The following is a 19,987-nucleotide window of genomic DNA, read 5'->3' on the forward strand; positions in this document are numbered from 1 at the left end:
TTTGTTAACTGGTGTCGTCAAGAGTCTTCAATATTGCAAAACTTTGCAAGATCACAAAAGATGGTCGATCTCGGCTCGCAGCTTGGACTCCAGATCGCGGATGGATGTGTAGCGGATGCACTTGTGGCTGCGAACGTCGAACTCCAGCTTCGTGTCCGCGTCGCAGACCAGGATCGTGGGTACGCCGCGACCCCAGGCGTAGCCGACTTCCAGGTAGACGTTGGGATTGGTGCCGCTGAGATCGGCGACCATGAAGCGCGCATCGCCGATCCGGTTCTTCATCTGCACAACGATGTCGCCGGTAAATTTGATCTTATCCATGCGCTCGCAGAGAAGTCCGGCACTTCGAATGGCGGGCGCCATGCCGTAGTGGAAGAGATCGTCGAAAGCATCGGAGAACGGCATGGCGATAAAAGCATGATCCTTTGCTGCCGACGCACGCTCGCCCGGATTGTTGACGGCCGGTTGTCTATTGCTGGCCGGTTGGCTGTTGGCCCGTCCCGATGTGATCTTCCTATTGGGGATTAGGCGAACGAGTAGATGGCTGAGGCGCTCTGCTCGCCGAGGGTCGAGCTCGATGAAGGTTATCCGTTCGAGGTTGCGGGGTGATCCACCTTTGGAGATTGCCTCGAACAAGCCTGCGAGTTCTGCCTCGAAAGCTTCAGCCTCGTCCAGGCCGAAGCCCACGCCGTGGAGGGTCAGGCAGATCTCCCGCACCTCCGGCGTCGCAAGTGTGCTGACGATGAGTGCGCGCTGGGCGAATTCTCTGATCCCCTCGTAGTCGAATAGCCCCAGCGGTTGCACGCCGAGAAACAGCACCCGCCGAGCTCCGATGACTGGCGCACCGTCCACCAGCAGGTGGTTTCCGATAGCCGGCAGGATCTGCGGAGTGATACCCAGCTTCCTTGCCACCATAAGGTCGACGCCGTACAACTCCTGGGCGTGCTTCAGCACGAGAACTTCGGCCGGCCTATGAAGGGCATCAGCGACTTCAATATCGACAAGGACCTCGTATTCGCGCATGTCGGCGATTCTGTCAAACGCCGTGAGACGTCACAGTCCTAAATATGGGTCGGCAAGGTGACCCGTGGGCCATATCGGGGCGCAGAAAGGCCGGACCTTCCGAGCAGTGCGCAGACCCGGCCGCGGTGCCCGGCGAAGGGCTCCAGCAGCTCCAGCATCCGCTCGTCGGTCGCCCGAGCCTCGCCGGCCAGCGCATATGCCACATGGTTCTTCAGGTGGTAGTCGCCGACGCTCACCGCGTCCGGATCCCCGTAGACATCGCGGGTCACCTCGGCCACGGTCCAGACCCCCACCCCAGGGATCGCGCGCAGCCGCAGCCGCGCCTCGGCGAGGTCGCGGAAGACCGTCCTCCCGGCCGCCGCGCGCCGCAGCGTGTCGGCCCGTCGCTGCTCGAGCCCCACCGGGTGCAGCTGGAAGTACGCCAACCCGGCGACCGTCGCCGCATCCGGCGCGATCCACAGCTCGGGACCGTCATGCTCCACCCGTGCTCCCCAGCGCCGCACGATCCCCGCGTAGGAGCGGAACGCCTCCTGCCCGGTGATCTTCTGCTCGCAGATCGCCCGCAGCAGCCGCGGAAACACCAGCCCCGTCGCGGGCAGCCGCAGCCCGCCGTGCTCCCGGGCGAGGCGTGCCACCAGCGGGTGGGCGGCGGCGAGCTCGGTGAAGCCGGTGAGGTCGTCGCGCAGCCCGGCGATGGCGTCGCCCCGCTCGACGAGCCACGGTGTCCCGGCCGCGTGCAGAACGTCCGCTTCCCGCCAGATCCGGACATGTCCGGGCCCGTCCGGCGTGTGAGCGGCGAACCAGAACGAGCCGCCCTCGAACCGGGCGCACGGGTCGAACCGGCCCAGGGGGAGTTGCCCGACCGTGCCCGCGAAGTCGTAGCGTTCCGGCAGCTCCCAGCTCTGTCTCACGCCTCCATCGTCGCAGGCCCGGCGGGCTCGTCTCGCGCGGGCGGGCGGCTGCGGTTACCGTTCTCGCCGTGGCCCCCTCGACCATCCCCGACAATCCCTGGTTCTCCTGGACCTACATCGAGCGCAACTCCGACGTCCTTCTCGCCGCCCTCACCGAGCACGTCTGGCTCACCGTCAGCGCGGTGGTGATCGCCACGCTGATCGCGGTTCCGCTGGCGATCCTGGCATATCGGGTGAGCTGGCTCGCCGGTCCGATTCTGGGCACGTCTGGCGTTCTCTACACGATTCCGTCACTCGCGCTCTTCGCGTTCCTGGCGCCGTTCACGGGGCTGCATCCGCGTACAGTCCTGATTGGACTTGTGCTCTATGCGCTGTTGATCCTGGTACGCAGCACTCTGGTCGGACTGATGCAGGTGCCGGATGATGTCCGGGATGCCGCTCGGGGGATGGGTTACGGCTCGGCGGCGATGCTGTGGCGCATCGAGCTGCGGCTGGCGCTGCCGTCGATCATCAGCGGTGTCCGGGTGGCGACGGTCTCCACGGTCGCACTCACCACCGTCGGCCAGATCGCCGGCTTCGGCGGGCTGGGCAACCTGATCATCGCCGGGTTCACCAACAACTTCTATCGCGCGGAGATCCTCACCGCGACGCTGCTCTGCGTCGCGCTGGCACTGGTCCTGGACGCGCTGATCGCACTCGGCGGCCGGGTGGCCACCCCGTGGACGAAGGGACGGCGCACCGCATGAGCGCGATCACCGACGCGATCACCTGGCTCAACGACCCGCTGAACTGGACCAATCCCGACGGCATCGTCGTCCGGCTCGGCGAGCACCTGTGGATCGCGGGTGCCTCGATTGCGCTGGGCTGCGCGGTGGCCTGGCCGATCGGGTTGTGGCTCGGCCACATCGGGCGCGGCGGGCAGGTCCTCACCTCGCTCGCGAACGTCACCCGGGCCATCCCGATCATCGCGCTGCTGATGATCCTGCCGCTCACGAAGGTCGGCTTCGGCCAGCCCGCGATCATCCTCTCGCTCGCCTTCTTCACCTTCGCGCCGCTGCTGAGTGACGCTTATCTCGGAGTCAGGCAGGTCGATCCGGAGGTACGCGACGCGGCGCGCGGCATGGGACTGAACCCCTGGCAGGTGCTGTTCCGCGTCGAATTGCCACTCGCCGTGCCCTATCTCGCGGCCGGTTTCCGGACGACCGCAGTGCAGGTAGTGGCCACCACCACACTCGCGTCATTTGTGAACGGCGGCGGGCTCGGAATGATCATCAGCCGGGGCTTCGGCCTGGGGATGAACGCGGGCGGCGGACAGCTGCTCGCGGGCGGTTTGCTGGTGGCGCTGCTGTGTCTGGCGGTGGAGGCGCTGCTCGCGGTCGGGCAGCGGCTGGTCACCCCGGCTCCGCTGCGGGCGCGGGCTCCATTAAGGACGCGACGTGTCGTAATCAATACGTAAACACCTTCCAGCTTGCTTCACGGCAGCAGACGGGGTTGGGTGGAACGGTCGGACGGGAACTGCTCCTGTCCGTCGGACACGCGGCCGAGAACCCCTCGCGCCGGGACACGGAAGGCGGACAGTTGATGTCCTCGCGTACTCGTAAGGTTTCGTTGATCTTTACTGCGGCGTCTGCCGCGCTTACTTTTGCCCTGGCCGGCTGTGGTGAGTCGGGCTCCTCCGGCACCTCCGCGCCGCCGACCGCCGCCACCGGTGGCTGCGCCGGTGTGGCCGGGGATTCCCTGGTCGTGCTCACCGACGACAAGAAGCTGCAGAACGCCGACAACATCGTCGCTCTGATCAACACCAAGGGCTCCTCACCGGCCCTCGTCGCCGCGGTCGACAAGGTCGCCGCCGCGCTCGACACCACCAAGCTGATCGCCCTCAACAAGGCGGTCGACATCGACCGCAAGACGCCGCAGGTCGCGGCGGCCGAGTTCGCCACCGCGGCGGGCTTCGCCACCGGGCTCTCCGGTGGCAGCGGCGCGGTGAAGATCGGTGCCGCCAACTTCTCCGAGAGCCAGACCCTCGCCGAGCTCTACAAGATCGCTCTCACCGCGGCCGGCTTCAAGGCCACCGTGCAGACCGCGGGCAACCGCGAGCTCTACGAGGCCGCTCTGGAGCGGGGCGAGCTGACGGTCTTCCCGGAGTACGCCGCCACCATCACCGAGTTCCTCAACCAGAAGGCCAACGGCAAGACCGCCGCGCCCAAGGCGAGCGGTGACATCGACGCCACGATCACCGCGCTCAAGGAGCTGGGCGGCAAGGTCGGTCTCACGGTCGGCACCCCGTCGGCCGCCGCCGACCAGAACGCGTTCGCGGTGACCAAGGCCTTCGCGGAGAAGAACGGCGTCAAGACGCTGTCGGACTTCGCCGCCAAGTGCTCGGGCAAGGCCTCGATCCTCGCCGGTCCGGCCGAGTGCCCGCAGCGTCCGTTCTGCCAGCTGGGTCTGAAGGACAAGTACGGCATCGAGTTCGGCAGCTTCCAGCAGGCCGACGCCGGTGGCCCGCAGACCAAGACCGCGCTCACCACGGGGGCCGCGGCTCTCGGCCTGGTCTTCTCCTCCGACGGTGGCCTCGCCACCCTGTAGTGCGACCGCCGCGCCCGCGCGGCAGCAGCGCTCGATGATCGGCGCAACTCTTGAAGAGTTGCGCCGATCATCCGTTTGCGGGAGGTGTCGCCGCAGGCTTGGTGTGGAGGATCTCGCGGGCCTGCTCGGCGGAGCGGGTGATGCTCTCGCTGATGAAGTCGAGGAAGCGGGCGATGTTCTCCAGGCGGTTGGCGGCGGGGGTCTGCGGGCCGAGGATGGCGATGCCCTGGCGAGCGGTCGCGACGAGCTGGTCGTTGGCGCGGGCACTGGCGATCGTCGCCTGATAGAAGAGCTCGTCGTCGACGATGTAGCGGTCGCGGCGGCGCTCGTCGCGCTCCCGGCGGACGAGGCTCTGGCTCTCCAGGAAGGCGATCGCCTTGGAGATGGAGGCCGGGCTGACCTGGAGGCGCTGGGCGAGCTGGGGTGCGGTGAGGCTGCCCGCATCGGTGGTGAACAGCAGGGTCAGCACCCGGGCTGTCATCTTCGGCAGACCCGAACCCATGAGCACGGTGGTGAGCGTCTCCTCATAGTCGGCCACCGCCTGCGCATCGCGGCCGTGTGGCTGAGGTGCGGACTCCGGTCCCCGGGGCGAGGTGGGTCTGCGCCGGTGGGCACGGTGTTCGGTGGCGCGGTGGGCCAGGTCGGCGCGGTAGCCGTTGGGGCCGCCGTTGCGCATCACCTCCCGCGTGACCGTCGAGGTCGGACGGTCGAGGCGTCGGGCGATCTCGGCGTAGGGAAGGCTGTCGGCCAGCCCCGACGCGATCTGCTGGCGTTCCTGCTGGGTGAGTCTGCCTCCCGGCATGGCGATCTCCCTGGTGATCCTTCGCGGCGGCCGTTCGTGACGGCCCTGACTGCGCCACTATAGCGTTCACTTCTGAATCATTGCAACGTACGGCACGGCTATCGTTGCGTTGAAATCTGGACCGTTGCAACAATATAGGTGTATTGGCCTGCTGTTAAGCAAATACAGTGCAACAAGTGTGTTGCCTGATTATGGAAAGCAACGTAGCGTTTCTCATGTAAGAAACAACGAACGAACATGGGAGAGCACGATGCAGAAGTTCGACACCCCGGCCCCGATCTCCGCCGTCCTGACCATCCCCGCGGGACGCGTCCAGGTCATCGCCGCGGACCGCGCCGACACCACCGTCGAGGTCCGGCCGGCGAACCCCGGCAAGAACCGCGACGTCCAGACCGCCGAGCAGACCACCGTCTCCTACGCCGACGGCGTCCTGCGGATCCACACCGCCGAGCCCAAGAACCAGCTCTTCGGTCCCTCCGGGTCCCTGGAGATCACCGTCCAGCTGCCCGCCGGTTCGCGGATCGAGGCCAAGGCCGCCAGCTCCGAGCTCCGCGGCGTCGGCCGCCTGGGCGAGGTCGTGTTCGACGGGGCGTACCGGCAGATCAAGATCGATGAGGCCGCGAGCGTCCGGCTCACCGCGATCGACGGCGACGTCGAGGTCGGCCGGCTCAACGGCCCCGCCGAGATCAGCACCGCGCGGGGCGACATCCGGATCGCCGAGGCCGTGAGCGGCAGGGTGGTGCTCAGCACCCAGTCCGGCAACATCTCGGTCGCCGCAGCCCAGGGTGTCTCGGCAGCCCTCGATGCCGGCACCGGATACGGCCACATCAGCAACGCGCTCCGCAACGACGGCACCACCCAGCTCGACATCCGCGCCACCACCACCCACGGCGACATCGCCGCCCGCAGCCTCTAAACCGCCGCCAGCCAGCCTCTGACCAGGAGAAATCACCATGACGAATGCGCAGTGGACCGGCATGGTCCAGATCGACGACACCGCCCTCGCCGTCACCGACACCGGCGGCTCGGGCATCCCGGTGGTCTACCTCAACGGGCAGTTCGCTACGCAGGGCTACTGGCGCCGGGTCATCGCCGGGCTGGGGCCGGGATGGCGGCACATCACCTACGACGAACGGGCCCGCGGCAAGAAATCGAAGCGGTCGGCGGACTACTCCTTCGAGGCCGCCGTCCGGGATGTCGATGCCGTGCTCGCGGCCAGGGGAGTGGACCGGGCGCTGCTGGTGGGCTGGTCCTATGGGGCGTTCCTGGCGGCGCACTGGGCCAGCCGCCATCCGGACCGGACCATCGGTGCGGTCCTGGTCGACGGCGCCTTCCCCTACGACTGGCTCGACGAGGCGATGGAGCAGCGGATTCGCAAGATGTTCCGGCGGATGGGCTGGTTCCTGCCGCTGCTGCGCCCGACCGGGCTCGCCCCGCGGATGACCGCCGACGAGCAGGCCGACAGCAACATCGAGATCGGCAGGATCTCTCGCGAACGCGAGCTGGGTCCGGTGCTCGACGCCATCACCGTCCCGGTGCGGTATGTCGTCGCGTCGGGCACCTCCCTGGGCAGCAAGGGTGATGAGCAGGAACGCATCCGGACCAGCCTCGACAAGGTGACCGCCCGCAACTCGTACATCAAGATCAGTGCGAAGGTCGCCAGCAACCACGGAGCGATCCTCAAGAAGGACGCCCCGGCCATCGCCGACGCCGTACGCGAGGTCGCCGACCTCGACCAGGTGAAGCGCTGAGAACCCCTATGCCCGTCGACGGCGCCCCACCGGGCGGGGCGCCGTCGACGGGCGTCGCCCCGTTGCGCCGGATCGTGTCGGACGGCTGTGTTTGACTGCTGGAATGACGGCTGACACGGATCCCACGCTGGCCTTCGCGAGCAGGGCGGAGTTCGCGAGCTGGCTCGACGAGCAGCACGGGACCTCTGACGGTGTCTGGCTCAAGCTCGCCAAGAAGGAGAGCGGCATCCCCTCGGTCACCTATGCCGAGGCGCTGGAGGTCAGCCTCTGCTACGGCTGGATCGACGGTCACAAGCGCGCCGTCGACGAGCAGTTCTGGGTGCAGCGCTTCACCCCGCGCCGGGCGCGCAGCAAGTGGTCCCGGATCAACCGTGACAAGGCCGTCGAGCTGATCGCCAGCGGCGCGATGCGCCCGGCCGGGCTGCGGGAGGTCGAGGCGGCCAAGGCCGACGGTCGCTGGGAGGCGGCCTATGAGAGCCAGGCCAACGCGACGGTCCCGGATGACCTGCGGGCGGCGCTCGACGCGGTCCCTGCGGCTGCGGCGTTCTTCGCCACGCTCAAGGCCGCCAACCGCTACGCCATCCTCTACCGCGTGCAGGACGCGAAGCGCCCGGAGACGAGGGCCAAGCGGATCGCCGACTACGTCGCGATGTGTGCGGAGGGCCGCACGCTGCACTAGCGAGGTCCGGTGGCCCGGCCCGAGGACGACGGGGCCACCGGGAGTAATGCCTAGACGAGCTTCCAGAGAGCTGCGACGTTCGGCGGCTCCCAGCCGTTGAGCGACGTGTGTGCCTGGATGCACTCGTAATTCTTGCCTGCGTAACCGACCCGGTTGCCGATGGCGTAAGCCTTACCGGCGACCCACGCGGCATAGGTGCCGGTCGAGGTGCTGGGGGAGGCCGACGGCGACTTCGAGGCGCTGGGTGACACCGACGGCGACGTGGAGCGGGACGGGCTCGGCGAGGCGCTGGCGCTGGGAGAGACGCTGGCGCTGGCGGACGGGCTCGGCGGCGTGCTGGTCGGCGGGGCGCTGCCGAAGATCACGTCGGAGCAGGAGTAGAACGCCTCGGTGCTGTCGGAGCGCTGCCAGATGATGTAGATCAGGTGGCGTCCGGTGCGGCCGGTGGGCAGGTGGCCGGTGATCGTGTAATAGCCGTTGCTGACGACCGGGTTGGTGACCCGCAGGAACGGCGTGGCGTCGAGGTCCGACCACTTCAGGGCGCTGGTCGCGCTGTAGCCCTGCTTCGTGGCATAGAACTCGAAGGTGCCGACGTGCGGCGCGGTGGCACGGAACTGGAAGGTGTAAGAACCGCTGGTCGGCAGGGTCGTCGTGGGCCAGTCGGTCCGGGGAGCGTCGAAGGCGGCGTACTTGGCGCGGTTGGCGCTGCAGAGCTTGCCGTCCGGGATCAGCGTGCGGTGCTGGCCGTTGGCGGCGGCCTGGTTGATTTCGTTCCAGTCGTAGAGCGCCTGGGTCCCGCCCGCTGCCACCGCCGCCTGACACGCCGGTGTGTCGGGCGACTCGGGTCCTTCGAGGTAGCAGCCGTAAACCCGGCTGACCGGGTTGGTGGAGGTTCCGTGGCCGGAGGCCGAACCGGTCGCGATCATCGCGGCGGCCACTGTGGAGACAGCGGCGACGGCTACCGCAGTTGATGCGGCGAAACGTAAGCGCATCCTTACCCCTCAGATAATTTAGGAAACTTAACTAAAGGAAGAAGGTACGCCTAAGACCGGCCGTGATCAATGCCAACTATTCCCGGTCAAGGGAGGGACAAGGGTCGCACCGTCGATGCCGTGAGCAGCCGCCGATGCAGCAGCCTGGAGTCGCCGAGCAGACGCCGGAGCTGCTTCTCCAGCCCGGCGATCGGCATGAGCTGATGCGGTGCGCGAGGGTCCTTGACGGTGCTGCTCGCGAAGCGGGGCAGGGTGGCGGTGGAGAGGTCGGCGAGCTCGATCGCCCGCTCGACGGGAAGATCACCGGAGCACTCGACCCGGACGATGCCCGACCAGGGCGCCATCTCGTTGCCGGGCTGCCGCAGGTACCACGTATAGCGCTCCCAGGGAGCCGACATCTTGAAGATCGGGGTGCGCTGGGTGGAGCGCAGGGCACCGACGACACCGAGGAGCTTCTCGGGCAGGTAGCGCTTCTTCTGGGTCTTCACATAGCCCAGGGAGTGCGGCGATCCGCCGGGGCCGCGCAGCGGACCGTCCACGATGGTGAGCGCGCCGTCCTCGTGCAGCTCGGTGGCGATGTTGCGCTCGAGTTCGAGCAGGGACGACTGCATCGCCGCCTTGAGCGCCATCTGGTCGGCGCCCGAGTGGAAGCTGATCTCATAGGTGATGCCCTGACCGGCGTCGATGTCTTGCTGGTCGGGCGAGGCGGTGAAGAGGCCGCGCCGGATCCGGGCCGATGCGATCTCGGCGAGCCGGCCCTCGCGGCAGCGCACCACACCGGCCGCGTAGGAGCCGGCGATGCCGGGCAGTGGAGCATAGGTCGAGTCGGTCCAGATCGAGCCGTCGATCCGGCGGACGCCGTCGAGCAGGAGCACCGTCTCGGGCCGGGAAAGGCCAGGTGGCGGGCCGATCGGTGCCCAGGACTCGGGGGCGACCTCGACGGTCGGGTCGACCTTGGCAGAGCTCGGCTCGGCCGGGCCGCCCGCCTCGGAGTCGAGACTGACGCCGAAGCCCGGGTCCCATGCGTCGACGTAGAAGCCCATGGGATCAGCCCACGCGCTCCACGCGAGCGGTGCGGGCGTCCTTGGTGATCTCGAACCGGACCGGGATGCGTTCGGCCAGCGCGGCCACGTGCGTGACCACGCCGACCATTCTGTCTCCCTGTGCCGCCAGGTTCTCCAATGTCGCCGCCACGGTGTCCAAGGTAGACGAGTCAAGCGTGCCGAAGCCCTCATCCAGCATGATGGATTCCAGACTAGCCGTATGGGACATCGTCGCAAGCTGGTCCGCGAGTGCTAATGCGAGCGCGAGCGACGCCTGGAAGGTCTCGCCGCCGGAGAGCGTGCGCACCGGGCGGCGCAGACCCGCGTCGTGGTGGTCGACGACGAAGAATTCGCGGGCGTCGTGGATGAGCTCGTACTGCCCGGAGGTGAGCTCGCGCAGGATGACCGAAGCGCCGCTGACCAGGGCGTCCAGCGCCTCCTCCAGCAGCCACGCCTCGAAGTTGTTGGCCTTGAGATGACCGGCGAGGGCTGCCGCGACCCGGCGCTCGTCCTCGACGGTGCCCCGCTGGACGCGCAGCTTCTCTGCCTGGGCTCGCGCGTCGACCACCTTGTCGCGGGCCGCGGTGGCCCGCTCGACGGTGATCGTGACCGCCCGGTCGATCTCGACCTGTCCGATCACCGACGGCAGCGTCGCCTCCGCCTGGGTGAACCACTCGGTGATCCGGGCGTGCGCGGCCCGCTTCGCGGCCTGTGCGGCGGCCGCGTCGGCGCGGTGGGAGTCGCACTGGGTCTGCAGCGTGCTCGCGGCGGAGCCCGCCCAGCCCGCGAGCGCCTCCCAGGCGAGGCTGAGGTGGGCGCGGTCGACCGCGGGCAGTCCGGAGACGCCGAGGCCGGAGAGGCGGTCGCGGGTGGCGTCGAAATCGAGCCAGGAGCGGCGCAGCTTGTCGTCGGCGGCGGCGAGCCTGCTCGCGGCGGCCCGCTGCCGCTCGCGCGCGGCGCTGACGGCGGCACCGGCGGTGCCGATCTCCTCCTGCGCCTCGGCGATCGCGGCGAGACCCGAGCGCAGCTCCTCGGCGGGTGGCGCGTCGGCGAGCACCGCGTCGAGCCGGGAGAGCTGGTCGTCGAGCTGGTGAGTGCGCTCCTCGGCGGTGGCGAGCGCCCGGTCGGCGGAGCGGAGCGTGCCGGACTGCGCGTCACGGGCCCGCTGCGCGCGCTCGGCCCGCTGCTCGCCCAAAGCGAGCGCCTCGCGAGCGGCGCGCATCGCCGGGACGTCGGGGGCGGCCGGGACGATCGCGACGGTCTGCTCGCAGACCGGGCAGGAGTGCCCGGCGACGAGGGCGGGCCGCAGCGAGGCGGCCCGGTCGGCGGTCTGCGCCCGCTCCAGCGCCTCGCGCAGGACGATGACGGCCGCCTGTGCCTCGGCGGCCTGGGCGGCTGCCGTCTCGACGACGTGGGCGGCCTGGTCGTGGGCGGCCTTGGCATCGCCGAGCGCGGTCGCCATCTCGGCCCGGCGGCCACGCAGGGATGAGCGCTCCGCATAGGCCTTGAGCAGGTGGCTCAGGTGGGCCGGGTCGCCGAGGGTGGTATGCCGGGCGCGCAGCTTCTGGTCGTGCTCCTCGGCGGCGGTGACCGCCTCGGCGGCGGCGGTCGCGACGGTCTGTGCCTGGGCGGCGGCGCGGGCGATCCCGTCGGCGTCGACCGGCGGCCGGATGCCGGTGAGGGCACCGAGCTGCGCCTCCATCGCGGCGAGGCCGTCGGTGGCCTCGGCGAGCCGCCGGTCGGCCTCGCGCAGCTCCGGCAGCACGGTCGCCATCTGCTGGGCCAGGGTCTGCGCGGCGGCGACCCGGTCCTCGGCGGCGGTGAGCACGTCGTCGCCGGAGCCGGCCTCCAGGTCCTTGAGGAGCTGGTCGGAGGCGGCGAGCTTGGCGGCGGCGGCGCGCTCCACGATGGTGGCGCGGTCGCGGATCTCGTCATAGACCGAGAGGCCGAGCAGCTTGACCAGGATCTCCTGGCGCTCGGCGGGGCGTGCGTGCAGGAACGCCGCGAAGTCGCCCTGCGGCAGCAGCACGCACTTGGTGAACTGGTCGTAGGGCAGGCCCACGACCTGGACTATCACGGTGTCGAGCTCGGTCGGGGTGCCCGCGAGCACGTCGCCGAGCGCCTCGGCGGGCAGCTCGCCGCTGTCGAGCAGCGACAGGTCGAAGCCTGCCGGGAGCTCCTGCAGGCCGGCCGCCCGGGTCGTGGTGCGGCCCTTGCCGTCACGGCGGACCACCCGGGTCACCGCGTAGCGGATGCCGGCCGCCTCGAAGATGAGGCGGACGGAGGCCTCGGCGGTGGAGGGCGCGAGGGCGTTGGCGACGGATTTGGTGCCCCAGCGGGGGACCTGGCCATAGAGGGCGAAGCAGATCGCGTCCAGCACCGTCGACTTGCCCGACCCCGTCGGCCCGACCAGGGCGAAGAAATCGGTGTCGGTCAGGTCGATCACGGTCGGCTCGCGGAAGACCGTGAACCCTCGCAGGTCCACCCGCAGTGGCCGCATCAGCTCACCTCGCTGTAGAGCTTCTCGAAGAGTGCCTTGGTCGCGTCGTCGGCGTGGCCGCGCTGGGTCAGATAGTCGTTGAAGAGGTCGACCGGGGAGCGCTCGGCACGAGCCTCCCGCGACGGCCGGTCGGTCGGCAGCATCGCCGGGTCGACCCGGATCTCCAGTGCCCGGGGGAGCAGCTCCTGGACCTCCTCGCGCAGCCCGGCGCGCGGCGACTCGCTGACGACCACCCGCAGCCAGGCATCGCCGGTCTCCAACTCGGCGAGCTGGGCCAGGCTGCCCCGAACCGTCCGCAGGCCGATCCCGACCGGCAGCGGCACCTCGCGGATCACGGCCGCGGTGCGGGCGCTCACCTCGACCATCGTCACCGAGGGGGTGTTCTCCACCTCGCCGAAGTCGATCGCGATCGGGCTGCCGCAGTAGCGCACCGGGCAGCGGCCGATCAGGCTCTGCGCCCGGTGCAGGTGGCCGAGAGCGACATAGTGCGTCTGCTCGGGGAAGACCATGCTCGGCACGGCGTAACCCATGATCGTGTGCGCCTCGCGCTCGCCGCCGCCGACCAGGCCGCCGACGACGGTGAGGTGCGCGGTGATCAGGTTGATCGCATCGGGGTCGGTGAACGCCTCGTCGGCGATGCCGGTGAGCAGCCGCTGCAGGTGGTCGGCGTATGTCGACTGCGCCTCGGCCTGCGTCATCTCGAACATCTCCAGCGCACGCACCGCGAAGCGCTGCGACAGGAACGGCAGCGCGATGCAGCGCCACGCCTCGCCGCCCGCCGTGACACCGCTGACGATGTGGTCGGCCGCCTTCTCCGAGACCCGGCCGCGCAGGGTGATCCCGGCGGCGTCGGCCCAGGAGCGCAGCGCGTCGAGCGCGGCGCCGTTGTCGTGGTTGCCCGCGATGACGATGACCTCGGCACCCGTGGCGCGCAGCGCGCTCAGCGCCCGCGTGACGATCTTCTGCGAGTCGGGTGACGGCGCGGCGTTGTCATAGAGGTCACCGGCCATGATCACCAGGTCGGGCTGCTCGTCGCGGGCGACGGCGACGACCGCCGCGAGCGCGGCGATCTGCTCCTCCTGCCGGGCCTGTCCCTTGAGGACCTTGCCGACGTGCCAGTCGGACGTGTGCATCAGCTTCATCAGAATGGGATCTCATCGTCGGGAATGGCGTTGCCGCGAGCCGCACCGACGACCGCGAATGGATTTGCGCTGTTGACCAGGCTGGCTCGGATCGTGCCCGTCGCCGCGCCGGCCTCGGACGGGCGGGTGGCCCAGGCCGGGAAGGGGAATTCGACGGCGAGCGGCACCGGGATCTCGGGCTGCGCGACGAACATCGTGCCCGGCTTCGCGAGCAGTGCCCGCTGGCGCTGCGCGGGGGGCAGGAAGCCGTACTCAGGGCGGGAGGCCTCGGCCGGGTCGAGGCGACCGACGACGCGGATCGCCGAGTTGGCGACGATGCGCCGCTCCACCTCGGAGGCGGTCTGCTGCGCGCCGATCAGGATGACCCCGAGGGAGCGCCCGCGCTCGGCGATGTCGAGCAGCACCTCCTTGATCGGGCTCGATCCGTCGCGGGGGGCGTACTTGTTGAGCTCGTCGAGGACGACGAAGAGGAGCGGCTTGGCGGTGCCCGCCTTCTCCTTGCGCTCGAACTCCGACTTCAGCGTCACACCGACGACGAAGCGCTGCGCCCGATCGGGGAGATTGTGCAGGTCGACGACGGTGATCTGGCCCGAGTCGGCGGTGCTGATCTGGTGCGCCCGGCCCGAGGGCAGGTCGCCGCGGATGAGCCGGCCCAGGTCGCGCTTGCTGTTGATGAGCCGCCGGGCGAAGGCGTTGATCGTGCCGAGCCCGACCGAGCTGCCCGACCAGGTGCCGCGGCTCTCGTCGTCGTTGAGCTCGCCGACGATGTGGTCGACGAGCTGATCGTAGGAGGAGAGGCGCTGGCCGTCGATGGCGATGCCGCCGTCGGCCGGGACCGCCATCCGGGCCAGGTGCGCGGTGACCGAGTGGACCACCATCGTGTACTGCTGGCGCTCGTCATCGGCGTCGGCGAAGACATAGGGCAGCAGCCGCTGCTCGCAGAACTGGCTCAGCGTCCAGTAGAAGGTGTCGACGCCGGTGAGGCGGCTCGCCACGTCGGCGCTGCCCGACGGGTCGCCCGCGCGGGCCGGAGCGAAGATCGTGACCTGCTTGAAGGCACCCGCGCTCAGCCCGAGCTTGTCATAGGCCTCGCGGGTGCGCTGGTCCAGCCGGTTGTTTTCATGGTCGAGGAAGAGCAGGTCCTCGCCCTTGACGTTGAAGATCAGCGCCTTGGTGTTCGCCGTCTCCGAGGCGCCGCCGAGGGCGCCCGAGTGGAAGATCGAGTAGAGCAGGAAGGTGGCGAAGCTCGTCTTCGTCGCGACACCCGAGATGCCCGAGATGCTGACGTGGGCGCCGCGCGAGCCGTCGAGGAAGTCGGCGTTGAGGAAGAGCGGCTCGCCGTCGCGGCCGGTGCCGATCGGCAGCTTGCGCTTCATCCGGTCGAAGCTCAGCGCCTCGTCGCGGGCCTGGCCCTGCGCCCGGAACGCCACCGCGCCGGGCATCGGCGGGACATAGACCTCCGGCTCGACCCGGGTCACGGTGATCTCGGCCGCCTCCTGCACCTGCGCCGGCAGCATGCCGTCGGCGATGGCGAAGACGTCGGAGTCGAAGGCCGCGCCCTCATGCCGGGCGCGCACCGCCGTCACCACGCCGGAGATGGTCACCGCGCCGGCCGGTTCCGGCAGCTCACGCTGGGTGACGACGACGTCGTCCAGTTGCAGATATGCCTCTGGCCCGACCGCCACCCAGAACGTGAGCGGGGTTGCGTCCGCTGTGCCGAGCACTCGGCCGACCGGAGTGCCTAGCGTGTCACCAGTGCTGCCCACGCCAGAGACCCTAGCGGTCGGAGGCGACATCTTCTCGGCGCACGTACCGCAGGAGCGCCATGTCACCCGCCGGAATCAGGTGGATCATGCGCATCGCGACCGGTGTCGCGGCCGCCCCCGCGGTCATCCGGCCGGAGCCGGGACCGGCGAGCACCGGCGAGAGGGTCAGGCACAGCTCGTCGACGAGATCGGCGGCCGTCAACGCCCCGAGCAGACGTGCGCCGCCCTCGCAGAGGAGTTCGCGCAGGCCAAGGGCGTGCAGCGCCGTCACGGTCTCCTGTAGATCGAGTGCGCCGGTGGGCGTACCCAGCGGGAGGAGGTCGGCGACGGCGGTGAGTGGGTGAGTCGCGGCCTCGACCGGCACTGTGCCAATCTGCGCGTCCTGCGGGGCTCCCTCGCTTCGCTCGCTCACTCCTCGGACCGGCGCGGAGGTCACGATCAAGGGCCTGATCGGTGCGTGCGCCAGCGCCGGATGCGCGGGGTCGAGGTCGAGTGACGCGGATACGACAATCAACCGGGGGTACGCCGGCAGCCCTCGCGCCGACCGCCACGCGCGCCGGGCCGGATCCAGCGTGAGCGGACGGTAGCCCTCGGTCCGGAACGTGCCCGCGCCGACGAGGAGCCCGTCGCACGCCATCCGCAGCAGCCGGAAGACCCGCTTGTCGGCCTCGGACGAGAGCCCGGCGGAGAGCCCGTCGACCTCGATCGCCCCGTCGGCGCTGGTCACGAAGTTGACCCGCAGCCCGCCCGTACGCGGATAGAGGTCCGCGAGCTCGTCGTCGGTGAGCTCGTCGGCGGGCCGGACGACCGTCACGCGGGCGAGGTGACCAGCACCAGCCGGTCACCCGCGGCGAGCTTCCCGGCCTGCGCGTAGGGGAGCGCCTTGCCGCCCCGGAGCACCGCGATCACCGGCTGGTCGCAGTCGCGCGGCAGCGTGCCCACCTCGGCGGCGGTGACCTCGCGCTCGGCGAGATCGAGCCCCTCGCCGTGGATGAGCAGGTCGTTGAAGACCTCGCTGATCGCGGGCGACCTCGCCGCGACGCCGAGCAGCCGCCCCGCCGCCTCGGCGGAGGTGATCACCGCGTTGACCCCGGCGTTGAGCAGGAGCTGCTCGTTCTCCGCCTCGCGGATCGAGGCGACGAGGACGCACGCGGGGTTGAGCTGGCGGACGGTGAGCGAGACGAGCACCGCTGCGTCGTCGCGGTCGGCGGCGACGATGACCCGGGCCGCGTTGGTCACGTTGGCCTTGCGCAGCACGGCGCTGCGGGTCGCGTCGCCGTGGATCGCCGGGTAGCCGTCGCGGTTCGCCTCGGCGACGAGCTCGCGCTTCAGATCGATGACGACGAACTCCTCGGGCTCGGAGCCCTGTGCGATCAGGGTCTGGATCGCGGTGTAGCCCTTGGTGCCGTAACCCACGACGATGGTGTGTCCGGACAAGGTGGACCTCCAGCGATTCAGTCGGATCAGGTCCCGGGTCCGCCGGGTCAGCACCTCGAAGGTGGTGCCGACGAGGAGCGCGACGAAGACGATCCGCAACGGGGTGATGAGGACGACGTTGGTGAGCCGGGCGGCGTTGCTCACCGGCACGATGTCGCCGTAGCCGGTGGTGGAGAGCGTGACGGTCGAGTAGTAGAGGGCATCCAGCCAGCTCATGTCGCCGTCGTAGTTGTCCTTGTAACCGTCGCGCTCCAGCATCACGATCGCCACCGTCGCGGCCAGCATCAGCAGTGCGTAGCCGATCCGGCGGAGGATCTGCTTGATCGGCTGGACCCGGTGCTCGGGCAGGCTGATGTGCCCGCGCGTCTCGCCCAGGTGATCACTCACGCTCGCCATGGACACACCTTATGATGCCCGCGCTGAGATCACCGGTCCCGGTACCTCGCCGTGGGTCGGCCGTGCTATCCGACGTGGAAGGCGGAACCGGCGACCGGCTCGACGATCCGGATCGTCGCCCAGGTGTTCGCCGGCGGGCTGATCAGCTCGTCCTCGTCGGGGCCGGAGAAGGTCGAGATGTGCACCATGACGGTCGACGGGACGCCGACCCGGATCCCGGCCCAGACCACGCCGTCGCGCGCGACGAGCCAGGACTGCGTCCCGGGCTGTCCGATGCCGGTCCACATGATGGCCTCCGGATGCCCGTTGACCGAGATGGTGATGCGTACGGTGAGCGGAGAGTCCACCGGGAAGTCCGAATGAAGGGTGACGGCGAGCGCCACGCCGTCCAGGGTGGTCGGTGTCCACCGGTGGGTGCCGATGCGCTCGCTGAAGGCCATCGTGAAGCCGGCCACGTAGTGCCCGTTGGGCTGCGAGGGCTGCTCGGTGAGGTTCGGGCTCGGCGTCGGCCCCGGGGTGGGGCTGGCACTCGGGCTCGGCGTCGCCGCCGGTGCGGGCGGGGTCGCGCGGTGCGGCGCGACGGCGTACCCGGCGATGATCGCCAGGACCAGCGCGCAGCCGGCGCCGACGGTGGCGAGGCGGGCCCGGCGGCGGGCCGCGATCCGGGCCCGGACGCCGACCATCCGCGACCGGTCCAGCGTGGGCGGGGGCAGTTCGGACCGCTCGTCCATGAGATCGTGGAGGTTGATCATCGGTTCGCCCCTTCCAGGGTGTGGTCCAGCCGGAGCCGGCCGAGGGCCTTGTGGGTCTGGCTCTTGACGGTGCCGACGGTCACGCCAAGGATCTCGGCGACCTCCGCCTCGGGCAGGTCCTCGAAGTAGCGCAGGACCAGGACGGCACGCTGGCGCCGGGGAAGCCGCCCGAGGGCCTGCCACACCTCGTCGCGGGCGTCGACGGCGTCGTGCTCGGCGGAGCCGGACGCGCGGTCGGGCAGGGTGTCGGTCGGCCGCTCGCCGTGCCATCGCCGTCGCCACCAGGTGGCGTAGGTGTTGACGAGCACCTTGCGCACGTAGGGCTCCGGATCGCCCTCGATCCGGCGCCAGGCGCTCCAGGATCGGGCGAGCGCCGTCTGCAGCAGGTCCTCGGCGAGCGCCCAGTCCCGCGTGAGCAGGTAGCTCACCCGCAGCAGCCGTGGCGAGCGGAGCTGCACGAACTCCTCGAACGCGATCGCGTCGCTCACGTCTCGTCCCTTCCTTTCCCCGTCGGTCGCAGAAAGGTACCGGCTGGCGAACGGGAAAGGTTGCCTGCCGGAGGATGGATGATCGTCTCGCGCTGCCTGGCCGGAAGGCTGAGGATCGGAAGCGTTTCCATCAGGCGCCTCCCTGGTCACGGCAGTCCCAGGCCGGAGTGACGCGGATAACAAGTTGGGAACGCTCCCAGACTTCTCTTGACACCCGCGTAACCTGACGGCAATCTCATGGGAGCGCTCCCGTGGTTGTGGTCCAGGCCACTAACGCGGGACGTCACACCACCCCCACCTGCAAGGACTAGACCTGAGAGGGGTCACAGATGGGCGTCACCTCGCGCCGCCGCACCTTCGCGGCGATCGCCCTCGTTGCCACCACCGCCCTCGGCCTCACCGCCTGCGGCACGTCGGACGAGCCGGCGAAGGCTGAAGACATCACCCTGAACGTCGATGTGTTCGGCAACTTTGGCTACGAGCAGCTCTACAAGGACTACATGACGGCCCACCCCAACATCAAGATCGTTGAGCGGGGTACGGGTTCGCAGCTGGGTGACCACACCCAGCAGATGACGCAGCGGCTCGCGGCCGGCAGCGGCCTCGGTGACATCGTGGCGATCGAGGAAGGCACCCTGGTCGAGTTCCAGGCCAAGTCCGGCCAGTTCGTGGACCTCGCGCAGTACGGCGCCAAGGAGCTCTCCGGCAACTTCCTGCCGTTCAAGTGGAAGCAGAGCGTCACCCCCGACGGCAAGGTGCTGGGTCTCGGCACCGACGTCGGCGGCCTGGCGATGTGCTACCGCACCGACCTGTTCAAGGCGGCCGGCCTGCCGGTCGACCGGGCCGAGGTCTCGAAGCTGTGGCCGACGTGGGACGACTACATCAACGTCGGCAAGACCTTCAAGGCGAAGACCCCCAACGTGGGCTTCCTCGACGCGGTCACCAACACCTACAACACGATCCTGATGCAGAAGGCCGGCCAGACGACCGGTTACACGTACTACGACGAGGCGGGTGCGGTCACGATCGACACGAACCCGGCCGTCAAGGACTCGTTCGACCTCGCCACCAAGATCCTGGACGCGGGCCTCTCGGCCAAGCTCCAGGCCTGGTCCGAGGAGTGGAACGCGGGCTTCAAGAACGCCAAGTTCGCCACGATCGCCTGCCCCGCCTGGATGACCGGCTACATCACCAGCCAGAACGGTGACTCGGGCAAGGGCAAGTGGGACATCGCAGCGGTGCCCGGCGGCGGCGGCAACTGGGGTGGCTCGTTCCTCTCCGTGCCGAAGCAGAGCAAGCACCAGAAGGAGGCTGCCGAGCTGGTCAAGTTCCTGACCAACCCGGCCGGCCAGATCGCGTCCTTCAAGTCGAAGGGCAACCTGCCCAGCTCGCCGCAGGCCCTGGACGACCCGGCCGTCAAGGCGTACGTGAACGAGTACTTCACGAACGCCCCGACCGGCGAGATCTTCGGTGCCGGCGCCAAGAGCCTGAAGCCGGTCTACCTCGGCCCGAAGAACAACGCTGTGCGCACCGAGGTGGAGAACGCTCTCCGCTCGCTGGAGCAGGGCAAGCGCAGTGCCGCTGACGCCTGGACCGCCGCCATCAAGGACGGCAAGGCGAAGGCGTAAAGCCGCTCGCCAGACACCAGGTGCGGGGTGCGCGTCATGCGCACCCCGCACCGTTGGCGCTTCCTCCCGAGCCTCCGGCCACCGGCCACCG

The 19,987-nt window shown here is 69.5% G+C and carries 19 protein-coding genes; 7 read left to right on the forward strand and 12 right to left on the reverse strand.

What is annotated here, in order from left to right; genetic code table 11:
- Positions 1 to 51 precede the first annotated feature (51 nt).
- Together F4553_RS29065 and F4553_RS29070 are read right to left on the reverse strand one after the other, a co-directional pair.
- Positions 52 to 1,023: a hypothetical protein gene (locus tag F4553_RS29065; RefSeq protein WP_184842155.1), complete on the reverse strand. Its 972-nt coding sequence runs from the start codon at positions 1,021 to 1,023 to the stop codon at positions 52 to 54.
- 38 nt (positions 1,024 to 1,061) lie between these two features.
- On the reverse strand, positions 1,062 to 1,934 hold the full coding sequence (locus tag F4553_RS29070; protein WP_184842158.1) for a DNA-3-methyladenine glycosylase family protein: 873 nt from the start codon (positions 1,932 to 1,934) through the stop codon (positions 1,062 to 1,064).
- A 68-nt stretch (positions 1,935 to 2,002) separates the two neighbouring features.
- Here F4553_RS29070 and F4553_RS29075 point away from each other — a divergent pair, with 68 nt between their 5' ends.
- The 3 genes from F4553_RS29075 (at position 2,003) to F4553_RS29085 (ending at position 4,520) form a co-directional block, all read left to right on the forward strand.
- Positions 2,003 to 2,680 (forward strand): ABC transporter permease, encoded by a 678-nt coding sequence (locus F4553_RS29075; protein WP_184842160.1) that lies wholly within the window; start codon positions 2,003 to 2,005, stop codon positions 2,678 to 2,680.
- Positions 2,677 to 3,390 carry an ABC transporter permease gene (locus F4553_RS29080; protein WP_184842163.1) on the forward strand — a complete coding sequence of 238 codons (714 nt, stop codon included), beginning with the start codon at positions 2,677 to 2,679 and terminating at the stop codon, positions 3,388 to 3,390. Before F4553_RS29075 ends, F4553_RS29080 begins: the two co-directional genes overlap by 4 nt.
- 152 nt (positions 3,391 to 3,542) lie before the next feature.
- Positions 3,543 to 4,520: a glycine betaine ABC transporter substrate-binding protein gene (locus F4553_RS29085; RefSeq protein ID WP_246467510.1), complete on the forward strand. Its 978-nt coding sequence runs from the start codon at positions 3,543 to 3,545 to the stop codon at positions 4,518 to 4,520.
- A 67-nt stretch (positions 4,521 to 4,587) separates the two neighbouring features.
- Here F4553_RS29085 and F4553_RS29090 read toward each other — a convergent pair whose 3' ends face one another.
- On the reverse strand, positions 4,588 to 5,322 hold the full coding sequence (locus F4553_RS29090; RefSeq protein ID WP_184842166.1) for a MarR family transcriptional regulator: 735 nt from the start codon (positions 5,320 to 5,322) through the stop codon (positions 4,588 to 4,590).
- A gap of 250 nt (positions 5,323 to 5,572) precedes the next feature.
- On the opposite strand from F4553_RS29090, the gene F4553_RS29095 reads away from it, so the two are divergent.
- The 3 genes from F4553_RS29095 to F4553_RS29105 all read left to right on the forward strand — a co-directional run bounded on the left by F4553_RS29095 (position 5,573) and on the right by F4553_RS29105 (position 7,752).
- Positions 5,573 to 6,238: a DUF4097 family beta strand repeat-containing protein gene (locus tag F4553_RS29095; RefSeq protein WP_184842169.1), complete on the forward strand. Its 666-nt coding sequence runs from the start codon at positions 5,573 to 5,575 to the stop codon at positions 6,236 to 6,238.
- Between the two features lie 37 nt (positions 6,239 to 6,275).
- The gene (locus F4553_RS29100; RefSeq protein ID WP_184842172.1) at positions 6,276 to 7,073 is read left to right on the forward strand and encodes an alpha/beta fold hydrolase; all 798 of its coding nucleotides are present in this window, start codon (positions 6,276 to 6,278) and stop codon (positions 7,071 to 7,073) included.
- A 103-nt stretch (positions 7,074 to 7,176) separates the two neighbouring features.
- Positions 7,177 to 7,752, forward strand: coding sequence for a YdeI/OmpD-associated family protein (locus F4553_RS29105; protein WP_184842175.1), 576 nt, complete (start codon positions 7,177 to 7,179; stop codon positions 7,750 to 7,752).
- 50 nt (positions 7,753 to 7,802) lie between these two features.
- Here F4553_RS29105 and F4553_RS29110 read toward each other — a convergent pair whose 3' ends face one another.
- The 9 genes from F4553_RS29110 to F4553_RS29150 form a co-directional block, all read right to left on the reverse strand.
- Positions 7,803 to 8,744: a lytic polysaccharide monooxygenase gene (locus F4553_RS29110; RefSeq protein ID WP_184842178.1), complete on the reverse strand. Its 942-nt coding sequence runs from the start codon at positions 8,742 to 8,744 to the stop codon at positions 7,803 to 7,805.
- An 86-nt stretch (positions 8,745 to 8,830) separates the two neighbouring features.
- Positions 8,831 to 9,787 (reverse strand): hypothetical protein, encoded by a 957-nt coding sequence (locus F4553_RS29115; protein ID WP_184842181.1) that lies wholly within the window; start codon positions 9,785 to 9,787, stop codon positions 8,831 to 8,833.
- A 4-nt stretch (positions 9,788 to 9,791) separates the two neighbouring features.
- Entirely contained in the window at positions 9,792 to 12,287 is a 2,496-nt protein-coding gene (locus tag F4553_RS29120) for an AAA family ATPase (protein ID WP_184842185.1), read from the reverse strand.
- Positions 12,287 to 13,429, reverse strand: coding sequence for an exonuclease SbcCD subunit D (locus tag F4553_RS29125; protein ID WP_184842189.1), 1,143 nt, complete (start codon positions 13,427 to 13,429; stop codon positions 12,287 to 12,289). Before F4553_RS29125 ends, F4553_RS29120 begins: the two co-directional genes overlap by 1 nt.
- Entirely contained in the window at positions 13,429 to 15,225 is a 1,797-nt protein-coding gene (locus F4553_RS29130) for an ATP-binding protein (protein WP_221470526.1), read from the reverse strand. The genes F4553_RS29125 and F4553_RS29130 overlap by 1 nt, the downstream gene beginning before the upstream one ends.
- Positions 15,206 to 16,009, reverse strand: coding sequence for a pyrimidine reductase family protein (locus F4553_RS29135; RefSeq protein WP_184842195.1), 804 nt, complete (start codon positions 16,007 to 16,009; stop codon positions 15,206 to 15,208). The genes F4553_RS29130 and F4553_RS29135 overlap by 20 nt, the downstream gene beginning before the upstream one ends.
- Positions 16,006 to 17,028 (reverse strand): potassium channel family protein, encoded by a 1,023-nt coding sequence (locus F4553_RS29140; protein ID WP_184842197.1) that lies wholly within the window; start codon positions 17,026 to 17,028, stop codon positions 16,006 to 16,008. The genes F4553_RS29135 and F4553_RS29140 overlap by 4 nt, the downstream gene beginning before the upstream one ends.
- A gap of 65 nt (positions 17,029 to 17,093) precedes the next feature.
- Positions 17,094 to 17,780 carry a hypothetical protein gene (locus F4553_RS29145; protein WP_184842200.1) on the reverse strand — a complete coding sequence of 229 codons (687 nt, stop codon included), beginning with the start codon at positions 17,778 to 17,780 and terminating at the stop codon, positions 17,094 to 17,096.
- On the reverse strand, positions 17,777 to 18,268 hold the full coding sequence (locus F4553_RS29150) for a SigE family RNA polymerase sigma factor (protein ID WP_184842203.1): 492 nt from the start codon (positions 18,266 to 18,268) through the stop codon (positions 17,777 to 17,779). The genes F4553_RS29145 and F4553_RS29150 overlap by 4 nt, the downstream gene beginning before the upstream one ends.
- Positions 18,269 to 18,597: 329 nt before the next feature.
- Here F4553_RS29150 and F4553_RS29155 point away from each other — a divergent pair, with 329 nt between their 5' ends.
- Positions 18,598 to 19,896 carry an ABC transporter substrate-binding protein gene (locus F4553_RS29155; RefSeq protein ID WP_184842206.1) on the forward strand — a complete coding sequence of 433 codons (1,299 nt, stop codon included), beginning with the start codon at positions 18,598 to 18,600 and terminating at the stop codon, positions 19,894 to 19,896.
- Positions 19,897 to 19,987: the final 91 nt, after the last annotated feature.

Origin of the sequence: Allocatelliglobosispora scoriae, from assembly GCF_014204945.1 — a bacterium.
In the GTDB taxonomy this organism is placed as follows: domain Bacteria; phylum Actinomycetota; class Actinomycetes; order Mycobacteriales; family Micromonosporaceae; genus Allocatelliglobosispora; species Allocatelliglobosispora scoriae.